Origin of the sequence: Pseudoalteromonas sp. N1230-9, assembly GCF_032716425.1 — a bacterium.
In the GTDB taxonomy this organism is placed as follows: domain Bacteria; phylum Pseudomonadota; class Gammaproteobacteria; order Enterobacterales; family Alteromonadaceae; genus Pseudoalteromonas.
This window is the reverse complement of the sequence record NZ_CP090419.1, coordinates 2,337,093-2,360,926: the sequence shown is the minus strand read 5'-3', so window position 1 is coordinate 2,360,926 and position 23,834 is coordinate 2,337,093. Positions and strand designations below refer to the sequence as shown.

The following is a 23,834-nucleotide window of genomic DNA, read 5'->3' as shown; positions in this document are numbered from 1 at the left end:
TGAAACCGTGAGTAAATTTAACCTTAAATATAGATATAAAAGCAGTTTGATAAACTGTAGTCGCGACTTTACGTCGCGTTATTTATATGAAACTAATGACGTGTGGTTCAGCGCAAATTATGAAGTAAGTACATAACCATCTCTGATAGAAAATAGCGTGTTTATATCGAGCTTTAGAGCTCAATTTTTTCAAAAATTTAAACAGCTAAAGATATGCGCATTACACATATATTTGTTACGCTTCACTAAGTCTATTAAATAGGTATTAAAGTGAAAGTAATTAAATATTTACTGGTATTATTTTTTAGCGGTATTTTCTCGATTTCAGCTTTTGCCGCAACAAAGCACATAAATATTGTCAAACCTGTGGTTGCGGCATTTAAGGCAGGTGATAAAGCTGCCATTGCCAAGCGAGTGCATTATCCACTGCAGCGTAAAGCGCCGCTGCAAGCAATTGAAAATGAGCAAATGCTTATAGAAAACTTTGAGCAAATTTTTGATAAAGAATTTATTGAACAAATAGCTAGCTCAAACATTCGCCATGACTGGGAAATGATGGGCTGGCGCGGCATTATGTTTGATTCAGGCAAATTGTGGTTAGACTTTGATGGCTCTATTTGGGCTGTGCCTTATGAATCAGAGGCAGAAAAAACACGACGCGAAGCACTGATTGACGAGCAAAAACAAGCATTACATAAAAGCCTTCGTGAATTCACAAAGCCGATATTAACGTGGCAAACAAAAAAACATCTAATTCGTATCGATGAGCTTGCTGATAATCAGTACCGTTATGTTGCATGGGAAATTGATCAATCTATGCAAGATGAGCCAAGCCTTGTGCTCACAGGGGGCACATTAAGTTTTGATGGCAGTGGGGGCAATCATTTTTATACCTTTACTAACAACGGTTATCGTTATGTCTGTCATGTGACTTTGCTTGGTACGGAACAGTCACCGCCGGGGCTTTTAGAGGTATTCAAAAATAACGTACAGATATTGTCTGAACCTGCTTTAAATTTGTAAGGTGTTTTTCTTATTTGAACTACACTTATCCTTTTAAAGGAGTAAGTTATGGGTGCAAAATTTTGGATACTCAGAGCCACTAAAATTTTTACGCTGGTAGCTATTTTATTATTTATGGTAGAAATCTTGAAAGGCCATGAGCCCTTAAGTGCATTGGGTTTTGCGCTACTTTGGTCTTTTATTGCTACGGCCATTTTTATCGCAACCCGTTTATATCATTCATCAAAAGGGCGCCACTGTGCATTTTGTAATGACACCCCTGATGATAAAAAAGCGAGTTAGCTTAGGTTATTAACAAACACGCCGCCCCATACCAACGCACAAATCGTTAGAGCAATCAGCACGGCTGCGGAGCCTAAGTCTTTAGCTAGGCCTGATAATGGATGAATTTCAAGGCCTATTCGGTCTATGGCGGCTTCAATTGCCGTATTGACTACTTCAGCAAACATCACAAAGAGCACAGATACAAGCAGCATAATTTTCTCATACAGGCTAATCTGCCAGACAAAAACCACTGCGATGGCTAGGACCAACAGTATCAGCTCTTGCTTAAAAGCAGACTCATGCTTTGCTAACCACGTGAATGCTCGTTGGGAATTTTTAAATGCGAGGCGAATACGTTTAATGCCAATGGGTTTGTTAGTGCTATCAAATTGCATAGTATGAAATCTCTATTTCGTTAGCTTTGTATTGAGCAAGCATTAAAGATATCTTGCTCTGGGTGATATTCAGTGCTTTGTACATGGGTTAAGCCAAGTAAGGTGTCAAAAATGTTATCATGCGAAAAAGCCTGGTTACGCTGCTGTTCGATACATTGATTAAAGCGGGTATCGGCTAGTTTATTACTCCAAAACAGCATAGGCACTTGGGTTTGCTCTTTAGGCGCTAACGCATACGGGAAGCCATGTAAGTACAAGCCTTTTTCACCCAGTGATTCACCGTGATCAGAAACATACAGCAGAGCTTTGTCATCCGCCTGACTGTTTTGCAGTAAATTAATAAGTTTACTCAGCACTAGGTCGGTATAAGCAATGGTATTATCATAGGTATTGGTAAGTTGCTCACTGCTACAGTTTTGGATATCGCTACGTGGGCAATCAGGCAAAAATTTACTGTCTTTTTCTGGATAGCGTCGATAGTAGGTTGGCCCATGTGAACCAATCATATGTAGCACCACTAGTTGGTGCTTCGCATGACTTTTAGCAAGCTTTGCGGCTAATTCTTCAACCAGTACTTCATCAAAACAATAGCGTCCGTCACAAAGTGGGTTGCTCTTTGTTGGTTCTACCGTTTGTGAGTTTACCCGCACACAAACCCCTTTACAGCTGCTATTGTTATCAATCCATGTTACTTCTACACCACTTCGTTGAATGATATCTAGGGCATTTTCTTGGCTTTGCGCGATGCGCGAATCATAGTGATTGCGATCTAAGCGCGAGAACATACAAGGTACAGAAATGGCCGTTGCGGTGCCACATGAACTAACATCACTGAAATATTTAACGCCAAGTTTAGGGGTATATTGATTAGTCGGCTTGTCGTAACCTTGCAATGAAAAGTTTGCTGCACGCGCTGTTTCGCCTACCACCATAATCGTCAGTGAACTTTGTTGCTTAGCTAATAGGTGCGGTGTTTTATCTAAGACTTTAAATGGTAAAGGTGGATAAAAATAATTATCGCGCAGGTACTTATAGCCCGCAGTATAAAATGCAAAAGGGGTAATGTAGCTGGTTAATTGGCGATTATTACGCCCTACAGAGGCGTAATCTTTATAAAAAGGAACGGCAATAACAGCTACAGCAATAAATGCTGTAACGTTAAGAAACGCAAAGCTTTTAAGGCGAACACGAAAGTTTCCGACAATTTTAAAGCGAGAAAACAAGTAAGCAGGCAGTACACCTAACACACAAATAAAAGCGATAACTTGTACATTAAGGTATGAAAATGCTTCGCCTGAAGTTGTTTCTAAGATATTTTGCAGCATGCTTTTATCAAAGATAACACCGTAATTTAAGGTTGCATAAAACAACAACGATGAAACCACGATGCTTGTTAAAAGCACGGGTTTTACAAAGGTGATTAACGATAACCAACTTAACACCATTGCCGTCAGTGCTAATAAGAAAAACGGTACGCTTGCTATAAATAACCAATCGACATGTTCAGGTTTGCTTGCAGCTTCAAATACATTAAATAAAAACAGACCATTAAATACAATAACCAAGTACAACGACACCAGCCAGACAAATTGGCTGTAGCTAACGTGCCATTTTTTAGTAAGGAGTTGTTTAATTTGCATGCTCATAATCATTCCTCATCGCTACGATTTATTTGGTAAGCGATACAACTGTTCGGTATAAGCTAAATTGCTAAATAAGACGTGCGCTAAGGCTTTTTTTGCAAGCTCAACGCTGCTGCCACCTTTATCAATGGCAACTTGGGTTTTACTTGAAGGGTCATAACGCCAATAACTCACTTTTTGATTTGGCATGAGTATTACGGCTTCACCATTTTCTACGTAAGCAAAGTTGTCGTAGTACTGCATCATGGCGCGCTCAACAGGGTATTGTTGAGTTAAATCATAACCAAGCATGGGGGTTGCTTGCTCAACGCCTAATAACGACAACAAAGTAACGGGTAAATCAATTTGGCTGACTAAGCGAGTATCGCGCTTTGCATCCATATCACTATTTAGGATCACAGCAGGGATGTGGAAAGATTTAAGCGGCACAGGCTCTGAACCAAACACGCGTACATCATGATCCGCAACCACTAAAAAGACGGTGTCTTGCCAGTAATCTTGCGTTTTTGCCTTCGCGATGAATTTTCCTAGTGCATAGTCAGCATATTTGATTGCGAGATCGCGCTTGACGTTTTCTGGGTCGTGGCCTTCAGGCAGTGTTACTTTACCCTCTGGAATATCGAATGGGTCGTGGTTACTTGAGGTAAACACAAGGCTGAAAAATGGTTTGCCTGATTTATTTAGCTCACTTAGCTCTTTATCAGCTTGATTAAACAAGTCTTCGTCGCTTGCGCCCCAAGATGAGATAAACTCTGGGCTTTGCATGTCACTAATATCTACAATATCGCTAAAGCCATTCCCTAAGAAAAAGCTTTTCATGTTATCAAAATGACTTTCACCACCGTAAATAAACTGGGTGGTATAGCCTGTGCGGCTTAATACATCAGCGAGTGAGAAAAAGTTGTGCTGTGACTTAGAGAGCTTTACTACAGATCGTGAAGGCGAAGGAGGAAATCCGGTTGTTACGGCCTCGATGCCGCGTACAGAGCGTGTGCCCGTTGCGTATAAGTTATCAAACCCCCAGCCTTGCTGATAAAGCTTATCAAGCTCAGGAGTTACACCAATACCACCTAGTTCACCAACAAAGCGTGCGCCTAAGCTTTCTTCTAAAATGATCACTAAATTCTTGTGTTTGCCTGTATTAAAAGGTGTGTTGTTGGCTAGGGTAGGAATACTCTGCGTTACAAACTGATTTTTATAGGCTGCTTGCTTTACCGTTTGTAAAATCTCATTACGTGGCATGGTGCCGTACAAACTACTGGCATTTTTTTCATTGCCCATATTTTTAATTGCAAATGCAACACTGTAAGTTGAATTTAGAGCCAAAGAGTTAACCAGTGAGTCACTTGAAAAGTACACTAATGCAGGGTTTAAAGGGCGATGGCTTACAGTGCCTCTTGCGCTAATTAAGCAAACTAATAAAGTAGTAACGAGTATCACCATTTGGCTAACCGTTTTAGCATTTTGCTGTTTGCTAAATGCTGCATTTACATAACGATACGCAAACACACAACTAAGCGTTGCAATAATTAAGGTGCTTATCATGGCAAATAGGTGGCCATGTAATAGCATAGAAAAGACTTCTTGAGGGTAATCGAGATATTCGACAAATAAACGATTTGGTCGTACATCGTACTGGGTAATAAACGCGGGGGTCGAAGCCTCAACAACCACGATTAAAGTCACGACTATGCTGCTATAAAGAGTAAACGCACGGCGAAATAAAGCGGTTTTGCTGCGCACAAGCACATCAGCGAGTAACATCAAAACAGCCAAGGCTGACAAGTAGCCTAAACTACTTAAGTCGACTCTTAAGCCGCCCAATAAAACGGCTAGGCAATCGCCATCAGCTAACCTTTGGTGTTGCCATAATAGCAAGCCCATTCTAGACAATATAAAAACTGACATAATCAGTAGCGTAAAACGTAATAGTGGTTTTAGAACGGATGTGATTGCTTGCATAGTTATACTTACTTAATCGAAAAGTATCGCAATACTAGGAAGCAAAGCTTAAGAAATACTTATGAAAAACTTAATGTTTACTGGGTTAGCTAAAATTCAGTAAACCTTAAGTAAATCTTAAGTTTTACAGCGTAAGCTACGCTTAGAATGTTTTATAAGAGAGAGCTATGAAGCTATTACTCATTGAAGATTCGGCGTCTTTGCGACGCAGTTTACGAATAGGTCTTGAAAACTTAGGTTTTACCATTGATGAAACAGGAGATGGAGCCGAAGGGTTAAGTATGGCTATGTCAGGAGAGTATGAACTAATAGTTCTTGATTTAATGCTACCGAGTATTGATGGCATTACTTTACTGCAAACCATCAGAGCAAAGCAGCTTGATGTGCGAGTACTTATTTTATCGGCTAAACAAGAGCCAGAAGATAGAGTTAGAGGGCTGCTCACAGGCGCTGATGATTACTTAACAAAGCCTTTTTCGTTTGATGAATTACATGCACGGTTATTAAACTTAACGCGTCGTGGAAATTTGAAAGCAAAAAGTGATGTGATTTATATTAATAGTTTGGCGCTTAACTTGCAGCTTAAATTATTACAAGTGGGCGATACAGTAATCGACTTAACACCTAACGAGTATAAAATAGTTGAGTGCTTGTTTAGTAATCAAAATAAAGTCATCACAGCAGAAAAACTGAGTAGTTACATTGCAGGTCAATACGATTTAGTATCCAAGAATTCAATCGAAGCACATTTATCATCTGCCCGTAAAAAAGTAAGAGCGGCTGGTGGAGAACTTCCCATTCAAACTAAGCGTGGCTTTGGCTACATAGTACAAGGTAAGTGATGAAATCAATTCGAAGTAAGCTGGTTGTCACTTTATCAATTGCTATTACTGGGCTTGTTTTAAGTATTTTATTAGCCACCGATATTGCTGTTGATAGCTGGATTGATAACGAATTTAATCGCGGCCTGCAGTCAAAAGCAGGGATGTTAATGACCTTGGTACATGAAGATGAGCAAGGACTGGCGTTTAACTTTTCAAGTGAATTTATGCCAGAGTTTGATGGTAAGGTTGAACCTGAATATTTTCAAATCTGGACAGAAACAGGCGTATTTACGCGCTCTAAAAGCCTTAATTTATTTAAAGTAAAGACCCTTACATTGCAAAGTTTAGGCGTTGGCGAATCGAAAATTATTGCTGCTAAACTGCCCGATGGCCGTGACGGTAGAATCATTTATACTCGCTTTTTTCCTCAGGCTGAATCGCATGTAAGAGCGGGTAACTACGAAAGTAATAAGTCTGCTGTTCAAATGCCTCTTACCCTAGCGTACGCAGCCTCATCAGAAGAAGTGGACTTTATTCTTTGGCTCATTGATATTATTTTTGTTGTCACGACCGTCACCGTCATTGTATTTATTCGACTTTTTGTCCGTAAGTCAGTTGATTCATCGCTTGCGCCATTAAATCAACTCAACAAAGATATAAGCCTACTTAGTATTGCCGATAAAAGTGCTCAAATTGTAATTAAAGAGCCTGTAAAAGAGTTGCAGCCGATTGTTGAGAGTCTAAACGCGTTCATACAAGAAAACAGGCAGCTTTATTTTCGTGAGAAACGTTTAACGTCAGATATCGCCCATGAACTTAAAACACCCATTGCAGAGTTAATTAATATGGCAGAAGTGGCCATTCGTTTTCCCAAAGAACAACAACTCAATGAAGACTTTAAGCCGGAAGTGCTAAACATTAGCCAGCGTCTAAAAAGCATTGTTTCTAACTTGTTGCTACTGCATAAATACAGTGATCAGGTTTTGCCAAAAAATGAGGCGTGTGATTTAAATCAGGTGACTATGCGAGTGTTGGAAAACGGTGATACATCGAGACTCGAATTTGAACTCGATAAAACCCTGCCGGCCATAATCAGTAATATATTTGCGCTTGAGTCTATTATTACCAACTTGGTGAATAATGCTAAGCAATATAGCCCTGAAGGTACATATGTGTTGATTAAAACTAAAAGAGCAGGGAGCTCAATCATTTTAACGGTAAGGAATACGCTCTTAACCGCTTTAAGTAAGGAGGAAATGAGCCAGTTATTTGACCCACTTTGGCAAAAAGACACCGCGCGAACGTCAAATGATAACTTTGGGCTGGGGTTATCGATAGCAAATGCATTAACGAAAGCTATTGATGCAGAACTATTGGTTGAGCAAAGTGAGCAAACAATTACCTTTAGTTTGATATTAAAGTGAAATTTTGCAGCCTCCGTGTTTATGTGCAACACTGATTATGTACAACAATAAGGAATAAAAAACTATGGGTAAAATAATTGGTATTGCACTTATCCTCATTGGTGTTGCACTGGCTGTGTGGGGATATAACGTATATGACTCTGCCAGCGCGCAAGTAAGTCGTACGCTAAGTGGTGATACACCGATTGAAGCGTGGTTAGGTATGGTAGGTGGTGCAATCTGTGCGGTTGTAGGCATATTAAAAGTTAAGTAATCAAACATTGAAATTAGCAAGCTAATACCTGATACTGTGTTTATATACAGTCGTGGTGTTAGCTATGCAGAAACAATTACCAGCAAAATACTATTTAAGTCACTTTTTTGAACTTGCAGAGTTTATCCAAACTCAGTGCACACGCCTGTTAACGGCTAAGCAGCAGTTATTTCTATCAAGGTTAATTCAACTTGATGAGCAAAGCTTGTGTACCTTATTGCGCATTTACTCGCGTAAGCCCAGACTTGTCGCAATATCCTCACTTAATTATGAAGAGATCCCCAATCTTCATGGTGCTATTTTTAAGCTTAAGCAGCAAGGGCTGGTGGCACACCCCACAAGTGAAAATTTAGACTTAGTACTTGAACATTTAACTAAGCCGGAGTTGGTGAGCCTTTTAGCGAATGATGAGCTAATGTCATCTACTGTTGTTTTTAAAAAGTCAGCAAGCAAAGGGGCATTAATTCAACTATGCAAAGATCACATCGATCGTACGAGTAATCTGTTAGAAACGCTTTTTAGTCAATTTGTGATGAATAGCCGAAGCCAGTATTACGAGTACTTTGAGTTTTTATATAGTGGTCGCTTGAGTGGTGGTGATATAAACCACCAAAATCGCTTTGTGATGCGTGATTTAGGGATAGCCAAAGTACGTGGTGATGTCAGCAAAACGCTGTCGCGTTTTCAAACCTTGGCCGAAGCACAAACACAGTATCAATTAAATCAATTGCGCATGCAGTTTAAGCAAAGCGAGTCAGCAGCGCAGTATCAAAATTTAGCCCAAGCACTTTTAGCCATTAGCTGTGAAGATGAATTAGCCCAGAGTATCAAAAACAAATTACTTATTCGCTTATATAAGCAGTTGAAGGAGCATGATTTAGCGTTTGCATGTGAGTTACTCGAATACTGTGAAGGCAGTAGTGAAGCGCAAGAGCTAGCAATTCGCCAGCGCTATAAAGAGGGGGATAAAGAGTGGGTTGAGCAAAAGCTTGAGCAAATAATTCACGATCCACTTGATGATGGCATTTTGTATTTTGCAGAGGATTTCTTACAACGCAAATACAATAAACAACAACGCTCGCGTTTAACGCAAATGCTCGTTGATACAGAGCATCAATTAAACATTGATGACATTTATCGTGGTGACGTAGAGCAAGGGGTGTGTGAGCATTATCAGCAACAGGAATGCACTGTCTTTTTTAGCGAAAATAACCTTTGGTTGAGCTTATTTACACTGACATTTTGGCAAGAACTTTTTATTGATACGCCGCACCCACCATGCAACGAATTTGATATTTACCCCAAAGTACTTCTTGCTGATAACTTTTACGACTCACAGCAAAAACAAATAGAACAAAAGTTAGCATTTTTAACCTCAAGTGATGCTTGGTTTAAGCATGTGTGTAAAGCGGCAGGGCAGTTTTACGATACACCGACAGGTTTATTTCAATGGCACAGTGATGTTTTAGAACCATTAAAATTACTTATAAAATACAGTGATTTACAAAATTTAAAGTCACATGTTTTGCAAATGACAAAAACATTTAAGCAGCTAAAAGATGGTTACCCAGATTTAATGGTGCTCAAAGAGGACAAGCTCACATTCGAAGAAGTAAAGGCCCCAGGCGACAAACTAAGACGTAACCAACTTGTCAGTATTGATGTTTTAAAACAGCACGGCTTTACTGTGAACATCGTTGCGGTAAATTGGTTTAATGACCCTAATCGCATTTACAGCGTGGTTGATATAGAAACCACAGGCGGCCTACAAGGTAATAACAAAATTACGGAAATAGCCGTTGTGCAAGTGCAAACTGGCGAGGTGATAAATCAATGGGCAAGCTTAATTAACCCTGAGCGAAGCATTCCACCGTTTATTACTAAACTTACCGGTATCAATGCTGCCATGGTCCGTGATGCCCCACGCTTTGAAGAGGTAGCCGATACACTACGCTCACTATTAAAAGGCAGTGTATTTGTTGCTCACAACGTGAATTTTGACTATGGCTTTATTCGTAAAGAATACGCTGCACTTGGGCAAGGCTTTAAAATGCCCAAGCTATGTACTGTGGTTGAATCACGAAGAGCATTTCCAAAGCTTAAGTCCTATTCGCTCGGTAACTTGGCGGCTCATTTTGAACTGAATCTAACTAACCACCATAGAGCATTAGCTGATGCAACTGCCACTGCAGAGCTGTTAAATTTGATCCAACAAACACAATCAAAAAAGGCGAGTTAAACTCGCCTTTTAAACTTAATCTGTCCCATCCAAAATAAGATTACTCGTATTCGATAGGGTCGGTAACGTTATTTAATGCAAAAGCCTCTAAACGCTCTTGGCAAGCACCACATTTGCCACAGGCTTTGTCGCGGCCATTATAACATGTCCACGTTTGGCTATAATCAAGACCCATTTTTAAACCGTCTGTCAAAATATCGATTTTGGTATTATTTAAATACGGGCTGAAAATTTCCACAGCGTCATAGTTGGCAATACGGCAAACATCATCCATTTTTTGTACGAACTCTGGGCGACAGTCTGGATAAATTGCATGGTCACCTGAATGCGCGCCGTAATAGACTTTGCTTGCTTTTAAAGACACCGCATAACCCACTGCAAGTGAAAGTAAGATCATATTACGGTTAGGCACAATTGTGCTCTTCATGCTTTCTTCTTCGTAGTGACCTTCTGGTACTTCGATATCATCAGTTAAAGATGAGCCACCAATTAACTGGTTAATAGCTGAAATATCAACAATCTTATGAGAAACACCTAAATTTTCACACACTTGAGCAGCTACTTTAAGCTCTTTAACATGACGCTGGCCGTAGTCGAACGACAGGGCATATACCTCATGGCCTTGTTGCAGGGCTTTATTTAATACGGTAAATGAGTCCATACCGCCGGAATAAATCACAACTACTTTTTGCGTCATATCTGTTTTGCTCTTACTTTTGATAGAGGTTTACTTCAGGGCGCGATATACTACACGGCTCGGGCCTAAATAACAATTTTTGCGCGTGTTTTTGGTTTTTTGATGGTATGTATTTTATACCGTTGCGTCGTAAGTGAGATGTCTTTTGTACAAAATTAACGAAGTGTTTGAAACAATTCAAGGTGAAGCAAGTTTTACAGGTACACCTTCAATCTTTTTACGTTTACAAGGCTGCCCAGTGGGTTGTGCTTGGTGTGATACAAAGCAAACATGGGATGTTGATAATGTATATAAAGTGTCCTTAGATGACACGGTTGAGAAAAAAGCCGACTCAGATCATTGGGCAGAAGCAACGGCTGAGCAAGTGTTAGCGCTATTTAAAGAACGTGGCTACAACGCAAAACATGTGGTGATCACCGGTGGTGAGCCTTGCATGTACGACTTAAATCCAGTGTGTGAATTATTACACGCAAATGGCTACTCAACTCAAATTGAAACCAGCGGCACATTTGAAATTTTAGTCCCAGAGCAGACATGGGTGACTGTATCACCAAAAATTAATATGCGTGGTGGCTACAACGTATTACGCAGTGCCATGCAACGTGCAGACGAAATTAAACACCCAGTTGCAATGCAAAAGCACGTTGAAGAACTTGAAGACTTATTCTTAAAAACAGGAGTGAACCCACGTTTAGTGTACCTGCAACCAATTAGCCAAAAAACCTCAGCAACTAAACTGGCTATTGAGACCTGTATCGCTAAAAACTGGCGCCTGTCAGTACAAGTACATAAATATTTGGGAATTAGTTAGTTTATTACTCTGTAGAACAAAAAAGCGTTGCACAATGGCAACGCTTTTGTATTTTATACTCAGTTCAATTATTAGCTTTGAGCTAAATAATCAAGCACGACTTGATGGTGGTCTTTAGTTTTAAACTTATCAAATACGTGTTTGATTTTACCGTCTTGGCCTACAAGGAAACTAATACGGTGAATACCTTCGTACTCTTTACCCATAAACTTTTTGTAACCCCAAATACCAAATGCATCAGCAATAGCATGATCTTCGTCGGCTAATAAATCAAAGTTAAGTTCTTTTTTGGTTTCAAAGTTCTTTAAACGTTTGATTGGGTCAGGGCTGATACCAACAACACGTGTATTTAATTTAGCAAGCTCAGCTTTTTCATCACGTAAGTTTTCAGCTTGTACTGTGCACCCTGGAGTGGATGCCTTTGGATAGAAGTAAACAAGCACTTGCTGCTCTTTTAATAGCTCAGCGAGTGTGATTGTTTCATCATTTTGGTTTTGTAAACTAAAAGCTGGGGCTGTATCACCTGCTTGAAGAGGATTAATTTTGTTCATGCTTAGCTCCTTAGCGAATGCGTCTGAAAATATAGTCTACGTTCAAACTACGAGAAAGATCTTCAAAACTAACTTTAAATTTATCAATATCAACTTCTACTGGAATATTAAACTCTAGTTCACAACGCATTTTCACATCTTCATCGTCATCAAATGTATCTGATTTTAATGAGCAAATACTGATATTGTTATCAGCAAAAAAGCGTGTCACTTTACTGAGAGTTCCTGGTGTGTCGATACCTGTGTATTCGAGTGTGTAACCTGCACAAAACTCACTTGCCACATGGCTTGCTGTGCGTTTCATCATGGTTAATAAGCCTAGCTCCATCCCTTTAGTTGGCAATGTATGTTCAATTCGGCTAATTGCCGACATGTCACCAGCTAATAACATGATGAAGGTAAATTCGTTGCCTAAAATAGCAATTCGACTGTCGATTATATTGCAATGACAATCACTCACTAGTTGAGTTAGTTCGCTAACGATACCCGGTCTATCTTCACCGATCGCAGTGAGCACTATCTGATGATTCGTAAAAGCAGTCATGGAATTTTAAGTACCTAGTAATTAATAAATACCAACGGATATAAGCCAGAATAAGCTTTGATTTCACGTGAGTTTAATACCGCACGGCGGCGAAGTTTAACATAATTTACCGAATAGACGATAGCGGTGATTAATTAAGCCATTAATAAAGTACGCTCTTTCTTGTTTTTAGGGGCATCTGAAAGTACCATAGTTAAAATTTTGCAAGGCGATAAGCAAACATAGTGGTTACGCGCTAACCCATATTGATTAGGGTTTTTTGCATAAAAACAAAAAATGTAAAGTCAAAAATGATTTTACAGTGAACCAAATCGGCATTACCCACTCATACATTTGTTAAAAAAATTAAGGGTTTGCTAAGGAGAAATATCTGTGCAGTATTGGATCTCAAAGGCGCTTGCAGTAAGCGTAATGGTTAGTTTAACAGGGTGCGGTGTCTTTACTGACGAAGCACATCATAAACGTAATTATCGTGCTAACGAACCGGTTAAAGCGCCTGAAGGACTTGCGCAGCCAGCTCAAGATCTGACCTATAAAATGGATGTTGCTCAATATGACAACGATCCAGAAGCAAAAAATTATCGTCCACCCGCACAAGTTATCACTATTGCTCAGGGTAGCTGGGTAGAAGAGGGTGATAAAGATGCTCGCGTATACTTTGACAAAAACGACGGCATTGTTGACTTAGACGAGTTTATTTGGGACTCAATTAACGCTGTATTACATGAAGAGAATACTCGCGCAACGAAGGAAGATAAGTTGCTTGGCAGTATTGAGACTGATTGGTATAGCATCATCAAACCAGAAGATGTTTGGTTTTGGGAAGATGAAGCAGACGTTTCACAACAGCGATTCTTGTTTACAATTGAAGAAAAATCTCACCAGCGTACGGCATCATTAAGCAGCAAATTGGTTGATTTTAAAAGTGACTCGCAAGAGCTTACGCCACTTTTAAAGCAACAGCTTGAAGTACGAGCGCTTAATCAAGTAATTGCTGAGTTTGATTACCGTTATCGTCAACTTGAAGTCGAAATGCGTAAGCAGCAAGGTATTATTTCTCTTGAAATGGGATTTGATAACAAAGGCAACGCTGCATTAGTGACTGAACAAGATTACTTTGTGGTATTTGATCGTTTTTCTGGCTTCTTAGAGCGTTTATCTTTCACGATTGTTGAAATTGACCAAGAAAGAGGTTTGATTACGGCTGATTACAAGAAGCCTGAGTCAAGCGTTTGGGATTCAATTTGGGGTGAAGAATTAGCAGAGTTACCAATCGAAAATGGCCAATACCAAATACTTGTAAGTCGCACAAATGAAGGCGGTACGAGTCTGACGTGGATGGACTCTGAAGGAACTACATTAGAGCCAGGTACAATGAATGACCTACAACAAGCACTAGAAAATGCGCTGCGCCAGCGCGGTATTAATATTTAATAATTATAAAAGTTAAAACCACCACAGAAAGAGCCTCACCGCTCTTTTTGTGGTTTTTACAGGTTGAAAATATGTCTAACTTAAACACTGCAAATCGCAGTAACTTGCGAACTTTGTTTACCTTTTTCGTTCCTTCACTTATAGGTGTCTTTTTGTTTATGACGCCGGTGCCCATAGGTGAGGCAATGACTATTCCTATTGCTGTGATGGCAAAGGGAGTTCAGCAATGGATAGCACCATTCGCATTAGGTTTAATAACCACTATTGTATGTATAACGGGTGTGCTTTCCTTAGTTATTAAATTATTTCAGCCGAAAGCACTTTTAAAGGTGTTTGTAATCAAGCATTTGTTTGACGTAAGTTGGTTGTGGCTCAGTGTTCGCCTATTCGGTATGGTGTTTATACTATTGACCTATACCCAGTATGGGCCTGAAATGATTACTTCCAAAAATACGGGAGCTCTAGTTCTAAATGATCTGCTTCCAGTGTTGTTTTCAGTATTTATATTAGCAGGGTTATTACTTCCTCTATTATTAAATTTTGGTCTGTTAGAGCTTGTCGGCACCTTATTGACGAAAGTAATGCGACCATTATTTGGTGTGCCAGGGCGCAGCGCAGTTAACTGTGTAGCATCTTGGTTAGGCGACGGTAGTGTGGGAATTTTGATGACTGCACGCCAATATGAAGATAAACATTACACCCAACGCGAAGCAGCGATTATTGGTACCACTTTTTCTGCTGTATCAATAACTTTTTGCTTAGTTGTAATTGGCCAAGTTAAATTAGAGCATTTATTTGCTCCTTTCTATTTGACTGTGTGTCTAGCTGGCTTTGTTGCCGCACTTATCGTGCCTCGCTTGCCTCCTTTACGTTTTAAGAAAGATTTATATGTTGATGGTACTCAACCTGATGAGCATGCAGAAGCAGTGCCAGAAGGAAAAACACTGATAACGCACTCGCTTGATGTTGCACTTGCAAAGGCTAGAACTGCGCCAGGTTTCTTTGGTACTTTAAAAGAGGGGATTCACAATGCCCTTGACATGGTTTTTGCTGTGTTACCTGTGGTTATGGCTGTGGGTACATTTGCGCTTATTATTGCCGAATATACGCCAATTTTTGAGTATATGGGTAAACCATTCGTACCATTTTTAGAACTATTGCAGGTACCAGAGGCGGAAGCTGCTGCACAAACTATTATGGTGGGATTTGCTGATATGTTTATTCCGTCTATTTTAGCCGCAGGTAGTATTGAAAGTGATGTAACGCGTTTCATTATTGCGGCAATGAGTGTGACGCAATTAATTTATATGTCTGAAGTAGGTGCCTTATTACTGGGTAGTAAAATCCCTGTGAATATCGTTGAGTTGTTCTTGATATTTATTTTAAGAACGTTAGTGACACTGCCTGTTATCGTTTTAATGGCTCATTGGTTGGTCTGAGTGAGTCTTTAGGTATTATTATAAAGCCCTGATAACTAATCAGGGCTTTTTTTATCATCATCGTTTTGTGGTTTTTTAAAATCCATTTTTGCAGCGTGTTTTAATAAGGCGAGGTTACCAATAACAACGCCGAAAACCGCAACAACAATTGCAATTTTTTGCCATGTTTCCATGCTCAAACCCAACTAGTCAATTTTGATAAATAGTAGCACTTAAAAGCGTCTAGCATAAGACAGAGATATAAAATCAAGGCCAGGGTTCGGGCTTTTGAAGCCCGCATTAGAATAATGTAAGTATCTTAATGCTAAACTAGTATTATCACCTAAGTCTGCGACGAGCCCTAATCTATCTTCAAATTGGTAGTGAGTGCTAACGTTCTTACCTGCAAAATGGGTGTCATCTAACAAAGAGACGCCAATCCCGAACTCCACTGAAACAGGGATGTTTTTAACACTAAAAACAGGATATTGAATAACAGGAGACATGGCTAAAACTAGGTTAGTTTGATGGTTGTTTTCTTTACCATATTGCCAAATATTAAAGCTTGATTCGAAGTAGAGGCGTGCATGCTGAAAAGGGAGTTGCTCTTGGGGGATGTGATATTGATAAGCAAGTTTTACCCCTTTCACATCTCCTTCGCCTTGAATATAGTCAATGGCATAACCATGATTTGAATTTGCAAAAGCAGGTGTTGTTAAACTAGCTGTTATAACGAATGTTAGGGCGTTTAAAATGTGTGTAGTTTTCATATCGGGACTTCTCATAGTGACTATGAGCATGTAAATAGGGGTGGCCAAGGGGGCTTTTCAATGTGCAAAAATACACATCTACTGTGCACTTACTTAGTTTTTTTAGCAATTAACTGAAAACTAAAACAAAAATCGATTGGTGCGGATTTGGCATTAAAAAGGTGTCGGATTGTTTCTTTTTATTTGGGGCTAATATCGGTATATTGGCTCAAATTTTCAACGGTAAGTGCATATCATGACCAAATTAATTAACGCCTTTTTACTTGTTACTGCGCTATTTGCTTCAAGTGTCTTTGCTAGCCAACTGAATTCTCCAAAACAGTTGTTAGAGTCAGTGACCGCTGATTTATTTGTAGACATTGCAAGTGTAAACGCAAAAGGTGATGCAAGCTCACAAGCCATGGCAGACATTGTTGAAAAACGTTTGCTACCGCATATGGATATTAAGTTTGTTTCATATAAGTTGCTTGGCAAGCATATTAAAGGGTTGCGCCGTGAGCAAGCTGTTAGCTTTATTTCAGCGGTTGAGCATTATTTAACTGTTACTTATGCTGGTGCGTTAATGAAATACACAGGTCAAAAAGTTATCTTTGATCAAGCACAATTAGTCGATGGTGACTACGCGACCGTTAAAACACAAATTGTGGATGAGAATGCGCCAACTATAGACCTTCATTTTAAGCTACGCCAGAGTAAGAATAAGCAATGGAAAGTGTACGATATCGTTGCTGAAGGGATTTCTTTACTGAGTGCTAAGCAAAAAGAGGTTTTGCAACGTATCAGCCAAGTTGGTATTGACGAAGTTACTCAAGAATTAGCCAGCAAATAGGCTTAGACCTAGACTTACGTTAAAGACATATTTTCAGTAAGTTTAGGTTTATTTAGTCTCCAACCAAGCAGTCAGTGTATCCATGTGCTACTGCTTTTCTATTTTCTTTAAAAATCACTGACTTTACGCTAGCACCTCTTAACCTCTGTGGTAGAATTAAGGCACTTTTCTTCTTACCTTAGTATCATTAGATACTGTTTTTATTGGTCGTGATATTAAGCGCAGTGTCAGTTAAATTTTGGCATAATTTGTAGCTTAATAAGACATCTAATAATGTGCAGCGGAGTTGTGTTTTTTTAATGGAAAATGTACTGATTTGGCCAAAGGAATACCCGTTACTGATCAAAGGATTAGTCGAACAAAATGGGGCCTATATTTTAGATGCGTTAGAAGCTTGGCCTGCATGCCAATCTACCAATGAAGACGATGGTGTATGCACGACTGTATTACCTCCTATCTATTATCTTTCTTGGCTAACACCCCTTGAGCCATTTGAGGAATGTTATTTTCAGCATATTTCTGAGTTTGATGAGGCTGCGCAGCATTATATCAATGCAATGAAGTCTCACTTTTATGAAAACGATTACACGCCTGAAACGCTTGTGCTGATGCTTTGCCAACGATTGGAACAATATGCGAGTGCATTTGCGCAATCTGCGGTTAAAACGCCAATTACTCTCATTCGCCAATTATTTAACCGCCGCTATTTTACTGTTATTGAACATGTGTTAAGTCAAGGTGCGAAAATGTCCGCGGATGATGTATTAGTTCTGTGGACTGAAGTTGATTTTAGAGAGCGTTTCAGTGGTTTTATACCTGATTCAGTTACTGAACTTGAGCAATTAACAGAACTTGCCGCAGAAAAAGTCGCCCTTGGTGAGGATTATTTCACGTTATTAAAATTAGTTTCGCCGGATGTCGATTCAGCTTCGCTTCTTGAGCAAGCATTGTTAGCTCACTTAAGCCATGAGAGTGCTAAGCAAACAATGGCAAAACGTTTTATTGAGCAAGGAGCAACGGGCACACTGGCAGATGAAAACGGCAAAACAGCATTTATGTGGGCTACAGAGAAGGGCTACGTCAATGTTGTTGAGACTTTGCTGGAGCATCAAGATAAAACGATTCAGGATATAAAAGGTAATACAGCATTACACTATGCCGTGCTTGCTGAAAATGAACCATTACTAGTGTTATTACTAAAACAAGGTTTTGATTATCGTGTACGCAATAACGATGGTTTAAGCTGCTATCGCCTGGCGGTGAGTATAAAAGCAGATAGCCTTGTAAAATGTCTTGAGCGTGAATTTGGCATTAAAGAATTATCACCAGAGGGGCAATTTGATCGTGTTAAGAAAGTGCACCTTCTCCACGCAATTGTTACCTTGTTGCTGCCAATGCAGTTATTCTTCTTTTTTGATGACAGTATTGCAATAAAAAGTGAATTAACACTGAGCTTCACTTTGGTGGCTATTTTGTGTTTCTTTTTTGCAACGAGCTTAAAGCGTTGCGCACTTTATCCACATTTACGCCATCCTTGGGGTTTATTCTTACTGAGATTATTCTCATTGTTTAGCTTGATTGCTCAAGTGGGGTTAGCCAGTATTGTTGCATTAGCAACTTTATCCGAATTGGTTTAAATAAAAACGGCAACTTATAGTTGCCATTTTTATTTGTAACTGTGCTAAACACATGGTGTGACTATTTGTCGTGCTCGTGGGCTGCTTTTTCCTCAGCAAGCTCTTCTTTGAGTTTACGTATTTTTAACCCTAATTCCTGCCCACGATGGCGCGCATAATACGTGCAACCAATAAACATGAGGCTAGCAAAAGTTAACTCTAACAGTACCCAAATGAGTTGATCTTGGGCGACCCACAGTAGTGTAAAGCCATGAATAAAATAAAACATGACAATAAAATTAGCCCACGCATATGTGTAGGGCTTGTCTTGAATAATTCCTTTTAATGGTAAGAGTAATGGCACTATATAAACAACAAATATAAAGGCATTACTATGGCCTTCCCTAGGAGCAATTAGGAATAACCAAATAGGCATTAAAATTAATAAGCCAATGTAACCGGTTAATGCAAATCGCTGAAAACGTTTTGTAATCGGTTTTTTGGCAATAGGGGGGGTTACTTCTGAGTTTGTGCTCATTGTAGTTTACTCGCAATCTGCGCCAAACGTTTTCCAACACTGTGGCAAATTTTCATTTCATCTTTACTGAGAACATTACTATTGTTAGTACCAGCAACATGTGTTGCACCGTATGGGGTTCCACCTGTCTCTGTGCTCAGTAATTCGGGCACATCGTATGGCACGCCTAGTAACATCATGCCGTGGTGTAATAAAGGTAATGATAAGTTAAGTAAGGTTGCTTCGTTACCACCATGCATACTGCTTGATGACGAAAAAACACAGGCTGGTTTATCGATCAATTGTCCTTTTAGCCACAGATCACTGGTTGTTTCCCAGAAACTTTTCGCTTGTGATGCCATCATACCAAAACGGGTAGGGGTGCCAAAGGCGAGACCATCACAATGAATAAGGTCGTCTTTGCTTATGACAATATCGTGAGCTTGGCGTTTAACAAAGGTGCGCAGTAAGGCTGTTGCACCTTGCTGTTCAATTGACTCTGCAATTTCGTGGGCCATGGCTTCTACAGAGCCATGACTTGAGTGGTATAACACAACAATGTTAAGTGACATTAAAGTACGCTTAATACGTTTTCAGGTGGACGACCAAGCGCAGCTTTATTATTGTGCTCTACAATAGGACGCTCTATTAATTTAGGGTTTGCCGCCATCGCCGCAATTAGCTTGCCTTCGTCTTGTTCGTTTTTAAGCTCAAGCTCTTTGTAGATGTCTTCTTTTGTGCGCATTAATTCACGTGCCGAGGTAAAGCCAAGTTGCGTTACTAGCGTGGCGATTTGTTGCTCATCAAGCGGTGTTTTTAAATACTCAACCACATTAGGTTGGACGTTATTACTTTCTAAAAGGGCAAGCGTTTCACGTGATTTTGAACAACGCGGATTATGATAAATAGTCACAGACATGGAGTGTTCTCTAATTTAATAATTTAGCTTATTTTAGGGTAAGCAAGGCGAGACTTAAAGTCTCGCTAGCTCTTTTTGTAGTTGACGATATTGTGTAAGCAATGCTTTTAAACGTTGCTGCTTCACTAGCTCTTCTGGCTCGACGAAATTTAATGCTTTTTGAATTTCGTCAGCTGCTTTTAAGTAGGCACCGTATTGCGCTAAAACATCAGCATGTGCTTCATGATACGCCGCTAAGTTTTTTTGCTTTTTATAAACGTTAGCAATCAATTCTTTACCTAAATTATGATCAGGCTTAGCAAGTAAAAAGGTTTTTAAAACTTGCTCTGCAACGTCGTATTGCTCAGCCTCAATAGCCGCATTAGCATAGTTGAGGGTTATAACTTGATTATTTGGTCTATCAATATTTAATTTTGCTAAATATTCTACTGCTTCATCTGCTTTACCTTGCGCAATAAGTAGATCAGTGTGGGTATCGATATAAAATAAGTTTTTAGGATCTTTTTTGCGTAATGGCTCAAGTACACTGGCAGCTTCATCGAGTTTTTTCTGGTCTAATAAGCTAATCCCTAAACCATATTTTAGAGCAGTATCGCCATACGCAGTATTTTCACGCATTAATTTTCGAAAGAGGTCCTCAGCAGCTTCAGACTTTTGATAATAGCGAGCAATAACACGACTTTTTGCTAAATTGAATTCTAAGCTATCTGAGAAGTGCTTTTTAGGGTATTGCTCAGCTCTTAAGCGTACATCAGAGACGCGGCTTTCGGGTAATGGGTGAGTAAGCAAAAAAGCAGGGGGCTTGTATTTGTAACGGATTTGCGCAGCTAGTTTAGTTAAAAACTCGCTTGATTGGCGCGGATCAAAGCCGGCATTGTTAAGGGTTTGCATACCAATACGGTCAGCTTCTTGCTCTGCAGCACGACTGTGAGTGAGTTGGCTAAATGCGGCTTGTGTTTGGTTTGCTGAAATAATTGCAATACCTGCATCAGGTGAGACAACTGTTGCTAAAATACCTGCAATCATACCTGCAATTGTTAAAGCGCTATTGTCTTGTTGTTGTTGGAGTCTACGCGCTAAATGACGTTGTGTTACGTGCGCTATCTCATGGCCCAACACTGACGCAAATTGGCTTTCGTTATCAGCTTGAGCAATAAGCCCAGTGTGAACACCAACATGGCCACCATAGAATGCAAATGCATTAATCTCAGAGTTGTTAATCCAGAAAAAAGAAAACGGAAAACGTACATCGTTGGCATTTGCAACTAAGCGACGACCTAAAGTTGTGAGATACTCGTCAAGTACGGGATCATTAACAACAGGTGATGATCCTCGGATCTGCATCATCATTACTTCACCAATTGCTTGCTCTTTTTCAATAGGAAGTGCTTGCAGTGCCGAGGTGCCTAAATCGGGAAGTTTAAAATTTGTTTGCGCCTTCAACGGCTCACTGTGCAAAACCACGATTGTGAGTAATGCACTGCACAGTGTTATAAAGGCTGATTTAAATCGCATTTTATTCCTTTTTGATCTGCTCACCAAGCATGATTTTAGCAAGGTCTATTTCGTCGCTACATGCACGGCTATCTTTTTCACATAATTGATAGAAATCTTTTATTGTGACTCCACCTAGCTTAACAACGTTCAACTCGCGTTGTAAAAAAGTTATGATTTTATGCACAACCTTATGCGCATGAAGAATAAGGGCTTTGTCGGCCTTATCGCCACGCTCAAAGTAAAAGGCAATAAATTTGTGTAGCTGATTTATGCGAATAAGGTTTTTCATTGTGATGGGATCCCATACCTTAAACTCCATAAAGCGGTTACCTTTGACATATTGATCAACAATTGAATCTTTGGCATATGGCGAAGCCCATAACTCAAAACCACGCTCGGTAAAGCTTTGATGTAACGCTATTCTGGGTTTGTTTTCACAAACAATTTCACCTAAATTGGTTACGTGCCCATCAAGTGTATCAAGATTCCAATTGCTTGTATCAATAAGGCGCTTCACTGCATTATCAAAACCATGGTTTAAAATCCCCTCAGATTCACTCACAGAGGACGCAACCATGTGATAAAACGGAGGTAGCTCCCCCCAGTTAATCTGCTTTTTATACCAATTTATTTCTTTAAGAGTTGGATTAGCAGGTAATTGCGCTTTATTATGCGTGCCAGGCATTAGGTTTCCTTTACTACCAGTTATTAAATAAGGATAAACTATTGTTTTGCGTGTTTTAAGAAAAAAATGAATTATGATTCATTCTAGCGACCTTATTTTGGTAAATGTATAAAGCTTATACCAATTGTTCATAGTTATTACGGGATAGTCTCGTTATGTTGAGATGTGATTTGAGGCCGTTTAAGTGCCCGCAACAATTTGTTCAGTTTAAATTAGGGCTAAAAAAGGCACAATTAACGAAGCAAACAGTCATTTTTGCATTTGATGTTGCCCATTCAAATCATGATATGCTGCGTTTTTTAGATAAACATCATTATCAATATAGACTTGACCTAAATTTAGGCGAATTAACAGTGGAGCCTGTTTGTGTTTGAATACGTTAAAGCTTGGTACGAAAATAAGTTTTCTGATCCTCATTCAGTTACGCTGTTATTACTTTTAATAGCAACAGTTGCATTGTTTTATTTCTTTGGCTCATTAATTGTACCTGTGCTCGTTGCATTGGTGATTGCATATTTGCTTGATTGGCCTGTTGTTCATTTAGAAAAGCTCGGTTTAAAACGTTTTACAGCCACTGTGTTGGTGATGTTGGTGTTTAGTGGCTTAATGTTAATGATCATTATTGGTATGGGGCCTGTTTTATGGCAGCAAACAAGTAATTTAGTGCAAGAAGCCCCGCACATGGTCGAACAAGGAAAAGCCTTTTTAATGCATTTGCCTGAAGACTACCCCAATCTGATCACAACAGATCAAGTTAAATCTATTGTCAGTAGTGTAGAGACGAAGGTTATTGAGTTTGGCCAAGTTGTTCTATCTGTCTCGCTTACTTCTTTAAAAGATGTCGCAGCATGGTTGATCTATCTAATTTTAGTCCCGCTGTTAGTTTTCTTTATGCTTAAAGATAAACAAGATCTTATTAAAAGTGCTGAGCGTTTAATCCCTAAGCAACGTCGTTTAATCCTGCAAGTATGGCAAGAGATGAATCAGCAGATTATGAATTACATCCGCGGTAAAGTGTTTGAAATTTTGATTGTTGGTACAGCTTCTTTTATTGCCTTTGCTGTGCTTGATTTACGTTATGCAGCATTACTCAGTGTGCTTGTTGGGCTTTCAGTACTTATTCCGTTTGTGGGAGCGGCATTGGTAACAATCCCCGTTGCTGCTGTGGCGTTGTTTCAATTTGGTCTGGAGACCCAGTTTTGGACTATATTGATCATTTACGGCATTATTCAAGCGCTCGATGGCAATGTGTTGGTCCCTTTATTATTCTCTGAAGCTGTTGACTTAAACCCTGTGTTTATCATTGTTGCAGTGCTGTTTTTTGGTGGGCTTTGGGGGTTCTGGGGAGTATTCTTTGCTATTCCTTTAGCGTCACTTGTCAAAGCGTTAATAAATGCTTGGTCGAGCAAGCAGGAACATTTGATAGAGAGCAAATAGTTCAGCCAGTTCTTTAGCATTAAAAAGTATAGAAAACGCACTTTACTGCTTAATTGATTATTACTCTTATACACGGTAAAAA

Annotated in this window: 25 protein-coding genes; 12 read left to right on the top strand and 13 right to left on the bottom strand. The window is 39.5% G+C overall.

Translation table 11 applies throughout. The features are described 5' to 3' along the window. Positions 1-270: 270 nt before the first annotated feature. Together LY624_RS11020 and LY624_RS11015 are read left to right on the top strand one after the other, a co-directional pair. Positions 271-1,023, top strand: coding sequence for a hypothetical protein (locus tag LY624_RS11020; RefSeq protein WP_341802994.1), 753 nt, complete (start codon positions 271-273; stop codon positions 1,021-1,023). Between the two features lie 48 nt (positions 1,024-1,071). After that, a complete protein-coding gene (locus LY624_RS11015; RefSeq protein WP_341802993.1) occupies positions 1,072-1,305 on the top strand; it encodes a hypothetical protein in 234 nt (77 codons plus the stop codon). Here the strand turns inward: LY624_RS11015 and LY624_RS11010 are convergent. The 3 genes from LY624_RS11010 to LY624_RS11000 are packed head-to-tail and all read right to left on the bottom strand — an operon-like array spanning position 1,302 to position 5,287. Next, positions 1,302-1,682 carry a diacylglycerol kinase gene (locus tag LY624_RS11010; RefSeq protein ID WP_058586251.1) on the bottom strand — a complete coding sequence of 127 codons (381 nt, stop codon included), beginning with the start codon at positions 1,680-1,682 and terminating at the stop codon, positions 1,302-1,304. The genes LY624_RS11015 and LY624_RS11010 overlap by 4 nt on opposite strands. 20 nt (positions 1,683-1,702) lie before the next feature. Beyond that, positions 1,703-3,328 carry a phosphoethanolamine transferase gene (locus LY624_RS11005; RefSeq protein ID WP_341802992.1) on the bottom strand — a complete coding sequence of 542 codons (1,626 nt, stop codon included), beginning with the start codon at positions 3,326-3,328 and terminating at the stop codon, positions 1,703-1,705. Positions 3,329-3,343: 15 nt separating this feature from the next. Continuing rightward, on the bottom strand, positions 3,344-5,287 hold the full coding sequence (locus LY624_RS11000; RefSeq protein WP_341802991.1) for an LTA synthase family protein: 1,944 nt from the start codon (positions 5,285-5,287) through the stop codon (positions 3,344-3,346). A 167-nt stretch (positions 5,288-5,454) separates the two neighbouring features. Between LY624_RS11000 and LY624_RS10995 the strand changes: the two genes are divergently transcribed. From LY624_RS10995 to LY624_RS10980, 4 genes are all read left to right on the top strand, one after another. Next, entirely contained in the window at positions 5,455-6,129 is a 675-nt protein-coding gene (locus LY624_RS10995; protein WP_130150638.1) for a response regulator transcription factor, read from the top strand. After that, the gene (locus LY624_RS10990) at positions 6,129-7,535 is read left to right on the top strand and encodes a sensor histidine kinase (RefSeq protein WP_341802990.1); all 1,407 of its coding nucleotides are present in this window, start codon (positions 6,129-6,131) and stop codon (positions 7,533-7,535) included. The genes LY624_RS10995 and LY624_RS10990 overlap by 1 nt, the downstream gene beginning before the upstream one ends. 64 nt (positions 7,536-7,599) lie before the next feature. Next, positions 7,600-7,788 carry a DUF3185 family protein gene (locus LY624_RS10985; RefSeq protein WP_341802989.1) on the top strand — a complete coding sequence of 63 codons (189 nt, stop codon included), beginning with the start codon at positions 7,600-7,602 and terminating at the stop codon, positions 7,786-7,788. Positions 7,789-7,852: 64 nt separating this feature from the next. Continuing rightward, positions 7,853-10,027: an exonuclease domain-containing protein gene (locus LY624_RS10980; RefSeq protein ID WP_341802988.1), complete on the top strand. Its 2,175-nt coding sequence runs from the start codon at positions 7,853-7,855 to the stop codon at positions 10,025-10,027. A gap of 40 nt (positions 10,028-10,067) precedes the next feature. Here LY624_RS10980 and queC read toward each other — a convergent pair whose 3' ends face one another. Further along, positions 10,068-10,724, bottom strand: coding sequence for a 7-cyano-7-deazaguanine synthase QueC (gene queC / locus LY624_RS10975; protein ID WP_058586246.1), 657 nt, complete (start codon positions 10,722-10,724; stop codon positions 10,068-10,070). Between the two features lie 145 nt (positions 10,725-10,869). Here queC and queE point away from each other — a divergent pair, with 145 nt between their 5' ends. Then, entirely contained in the window at positions 10,870-11,535 is a 666-nt protein-coding gene (gene queE / locus LY624_RS10970) for a 7-carboxy-7-deazaguanine synthase QueE (RefSeq protein ID WP_130150641.1), read from the top strand. A 71-nt stretch (positions 11,536-11,606) separates the two neighbouring features. On the opposite strand, the gene bcp is transcribed toward queE, so the two are convergent. Together bcp and LY624_RS10960 are read right to left on the bottom strand one after the other, a co-directional pair. Continuing rightward, a complete protein-coding gene (gene bcp, locus LY624_RS10965) occupies positions 11,607-12,086 on the bottom strand; it encodes a thioredoxin-dependent thiol peroxidase (RefSeq protein WP_130150642.1) in 480 nt (159 codons plus the stop codon). Positions 12,087-12,096: 10 nt separating this feature from the next. Beyond that, positions 12,097-12,630: a glycine cleavage system protein R gene (locus LY624_RS10960; RefSeq protein ID WP_130150643.1), complete on the bottom strand. Its 534-nt coding sequence runs from the start codon at positions 12,628-12,630 to the stop codon at positions 12,097-12,099. A 372-nt stretch (positions 12,631-13,002) separates the two neighbouring features. Here LY624_RS10960 and bamC point away from each other — a divergent pair, with 372 nt between their 5' ends. Continuing rightward, complete coding sequence (bamC, locus tag LY624_RS10955; protein WP_130150644.1) at positions 13,003-14,064, top strand: outer membrane protein assembly factor BamC; 1,062 nt, start codon at positions 13,003-13,005, stop codon at positions 14,062-14,064. Positions 14,065-14,135: 71 nt separating this feature from the next. Further along, on the top strand, positions 14,136-15,503 hold the full coding sequence (locus LY624_RS10950; RefSeq protein WP_341802987.1) for a YjiH family protein: 1,368 nt from the start codon (positions 14,136-14,138) through the stop codon (positions 15,501-15,503). Positions 15,504-15,538: 35 nt separating this feature from the next. Here LY624_RS10950 and LY624_RS10945 read toward each other — a convergent pair whose 3' ends face one another. Both LY624_RS10945 and LY624_RS10940 read right to left on the bottom strand, forming a co-directional pair. Then, entirely contained in the window at positions 15,539-15,676 is a 138-nt protein-coding gene (locus tag LY624_RS10945; RefSeq protein ID WP_237118251.1) for a DUF2897 family protein, read from the bottom strand. Between the two features lie 39 nt (positions 15,677-15,715). Continuing rightward, positions 15,716-16,252, bottom strand: a complete 537-nt coding sequence (locus LY624_RS10940) for an acyloxyacyl hydrolase (RefSeq protein ID WP_341802986.1) — start codon at positions 16,250-16,252, stop codon at positions 15,716-15,718. Positions 16,253-16,487: 235 nt separating this feature from the next. On the opposite strand from LY624_RS10940, the gene LY624_RS10935 reads away from it, so the two are divergent. Both LY624_RS10935 and LY624_RS10930 read left to right on the top strand, forming a co-directional pair. Continuing rightward, positions 16,488-17,081, top strand: a complete 594-nt coding sequence (locus LY624_RS10935; RefSeq protein ID WP_062569929.1) for an MlaC/ttg2D family ABC transporter substrate-binding protein — start codon at positions 16,488-16,490, stop codon at positions 17,079-17,081. 299 nt (positions 17,082-17,380) lie between these two features. Continuing rightward, positions 17,381-18,718, top strand: coding sequence for an ankyrin repeat domain-containing protein (locus LY624_RS10930; RefSeq protein ID WP_341802985.1), 1,338 nt, complete (start codon positions 17,381-17,383; stop codon positions 18,716-18,718). A 61-nt stretch (positions 18,719-18,779) separates the two neighbouring features. Here the strand turns inward: LY624_RS10930 and LY624_RS10925 are convergent, their stop codons facing one another. The 5 genes from LY624_RS10925 to LY624_RS10905 are packed head-to-tail and all read right to left on the bottom strand — an operon-like array spanning position 18,780 to position 22,315. Continuing rightward, positions 18,780-19,235 (bottom strand): DUF2069 domain-containing protein, encoded by a 456-nt coding sequence (locus LY624_RS10925; protein ID WP_130150649.1) that lies wholly within the window; start codon positions 19,233-19,235, stop codon positions 18,780-18,782. Next, a complete protein-coding gene (wrbA, locus tag LY624_RS10920) occupies positions 19,232-19,786 on the bottom strand; it encodes an NAD(P)H:quinone oxidoreductase (protein ID WP_062569932.1) in 555 nt (184 codons plus the stop codon). Before wrbA ends, LY624_RS10925 begins: the two co-directional genes overlap by 4 nt. After that, positions 19,786-20,133 carry an arsenate reductase (glutaredoxin) gene (gene arsC, locus LY624_RS10915; protein WP_062569933.1) on the bottom strand — a complete coding sequence of 116 codons (348 nt, stop codon included), beginning with the start codon at positions 20,131-20,133 and terminating at the stop codon, positions 19,786-19,788. Before arsC ends, wrbA begins: the two co-directional genes overlap by 1 nt. A gap of 54 nt (positions 20,134-20,187) precedes the next feature. Further along, positions 20,188-21,648: a beta-barrel assembly-enhancing protease gene (locus LY624_RS10910; RefSeq protein ID WP_130150650.1), complete on the bottom strand. Its 1,461-nt coding sequence runs from the start codon at positions 21,646-21,648 to the stop codon at positions 20,188-20,190. 1 nt (position 21,649) lies between these two features. Then, positions 21,650-22,315, bottom strand: coding sequence for a hypothetical protein (locus tag LY624_RS10905; RefSeq protein WP_130150651.1), 666 nt, complete (start codon positions 22,313-22,315; stop codon positions 21,650-21,652). 366 nt (positions 22,316-22,681) lie between these two features. Between LY624_RS10905 and LY624_RS10900 the strand changes: the two genes are divergently transcribed. Further along, positions 22,682-23,752, top strand: coding sequence for an AI-2E family transporter (locus LY624_RS10900; protein ID WP_341802984.1), 1,071 nt, complete (start codon positions 22,682-22,684; stop codon positions 23,750-23,752). Positions 23,753-23,834: the final 82 nt, after the last annotated feature.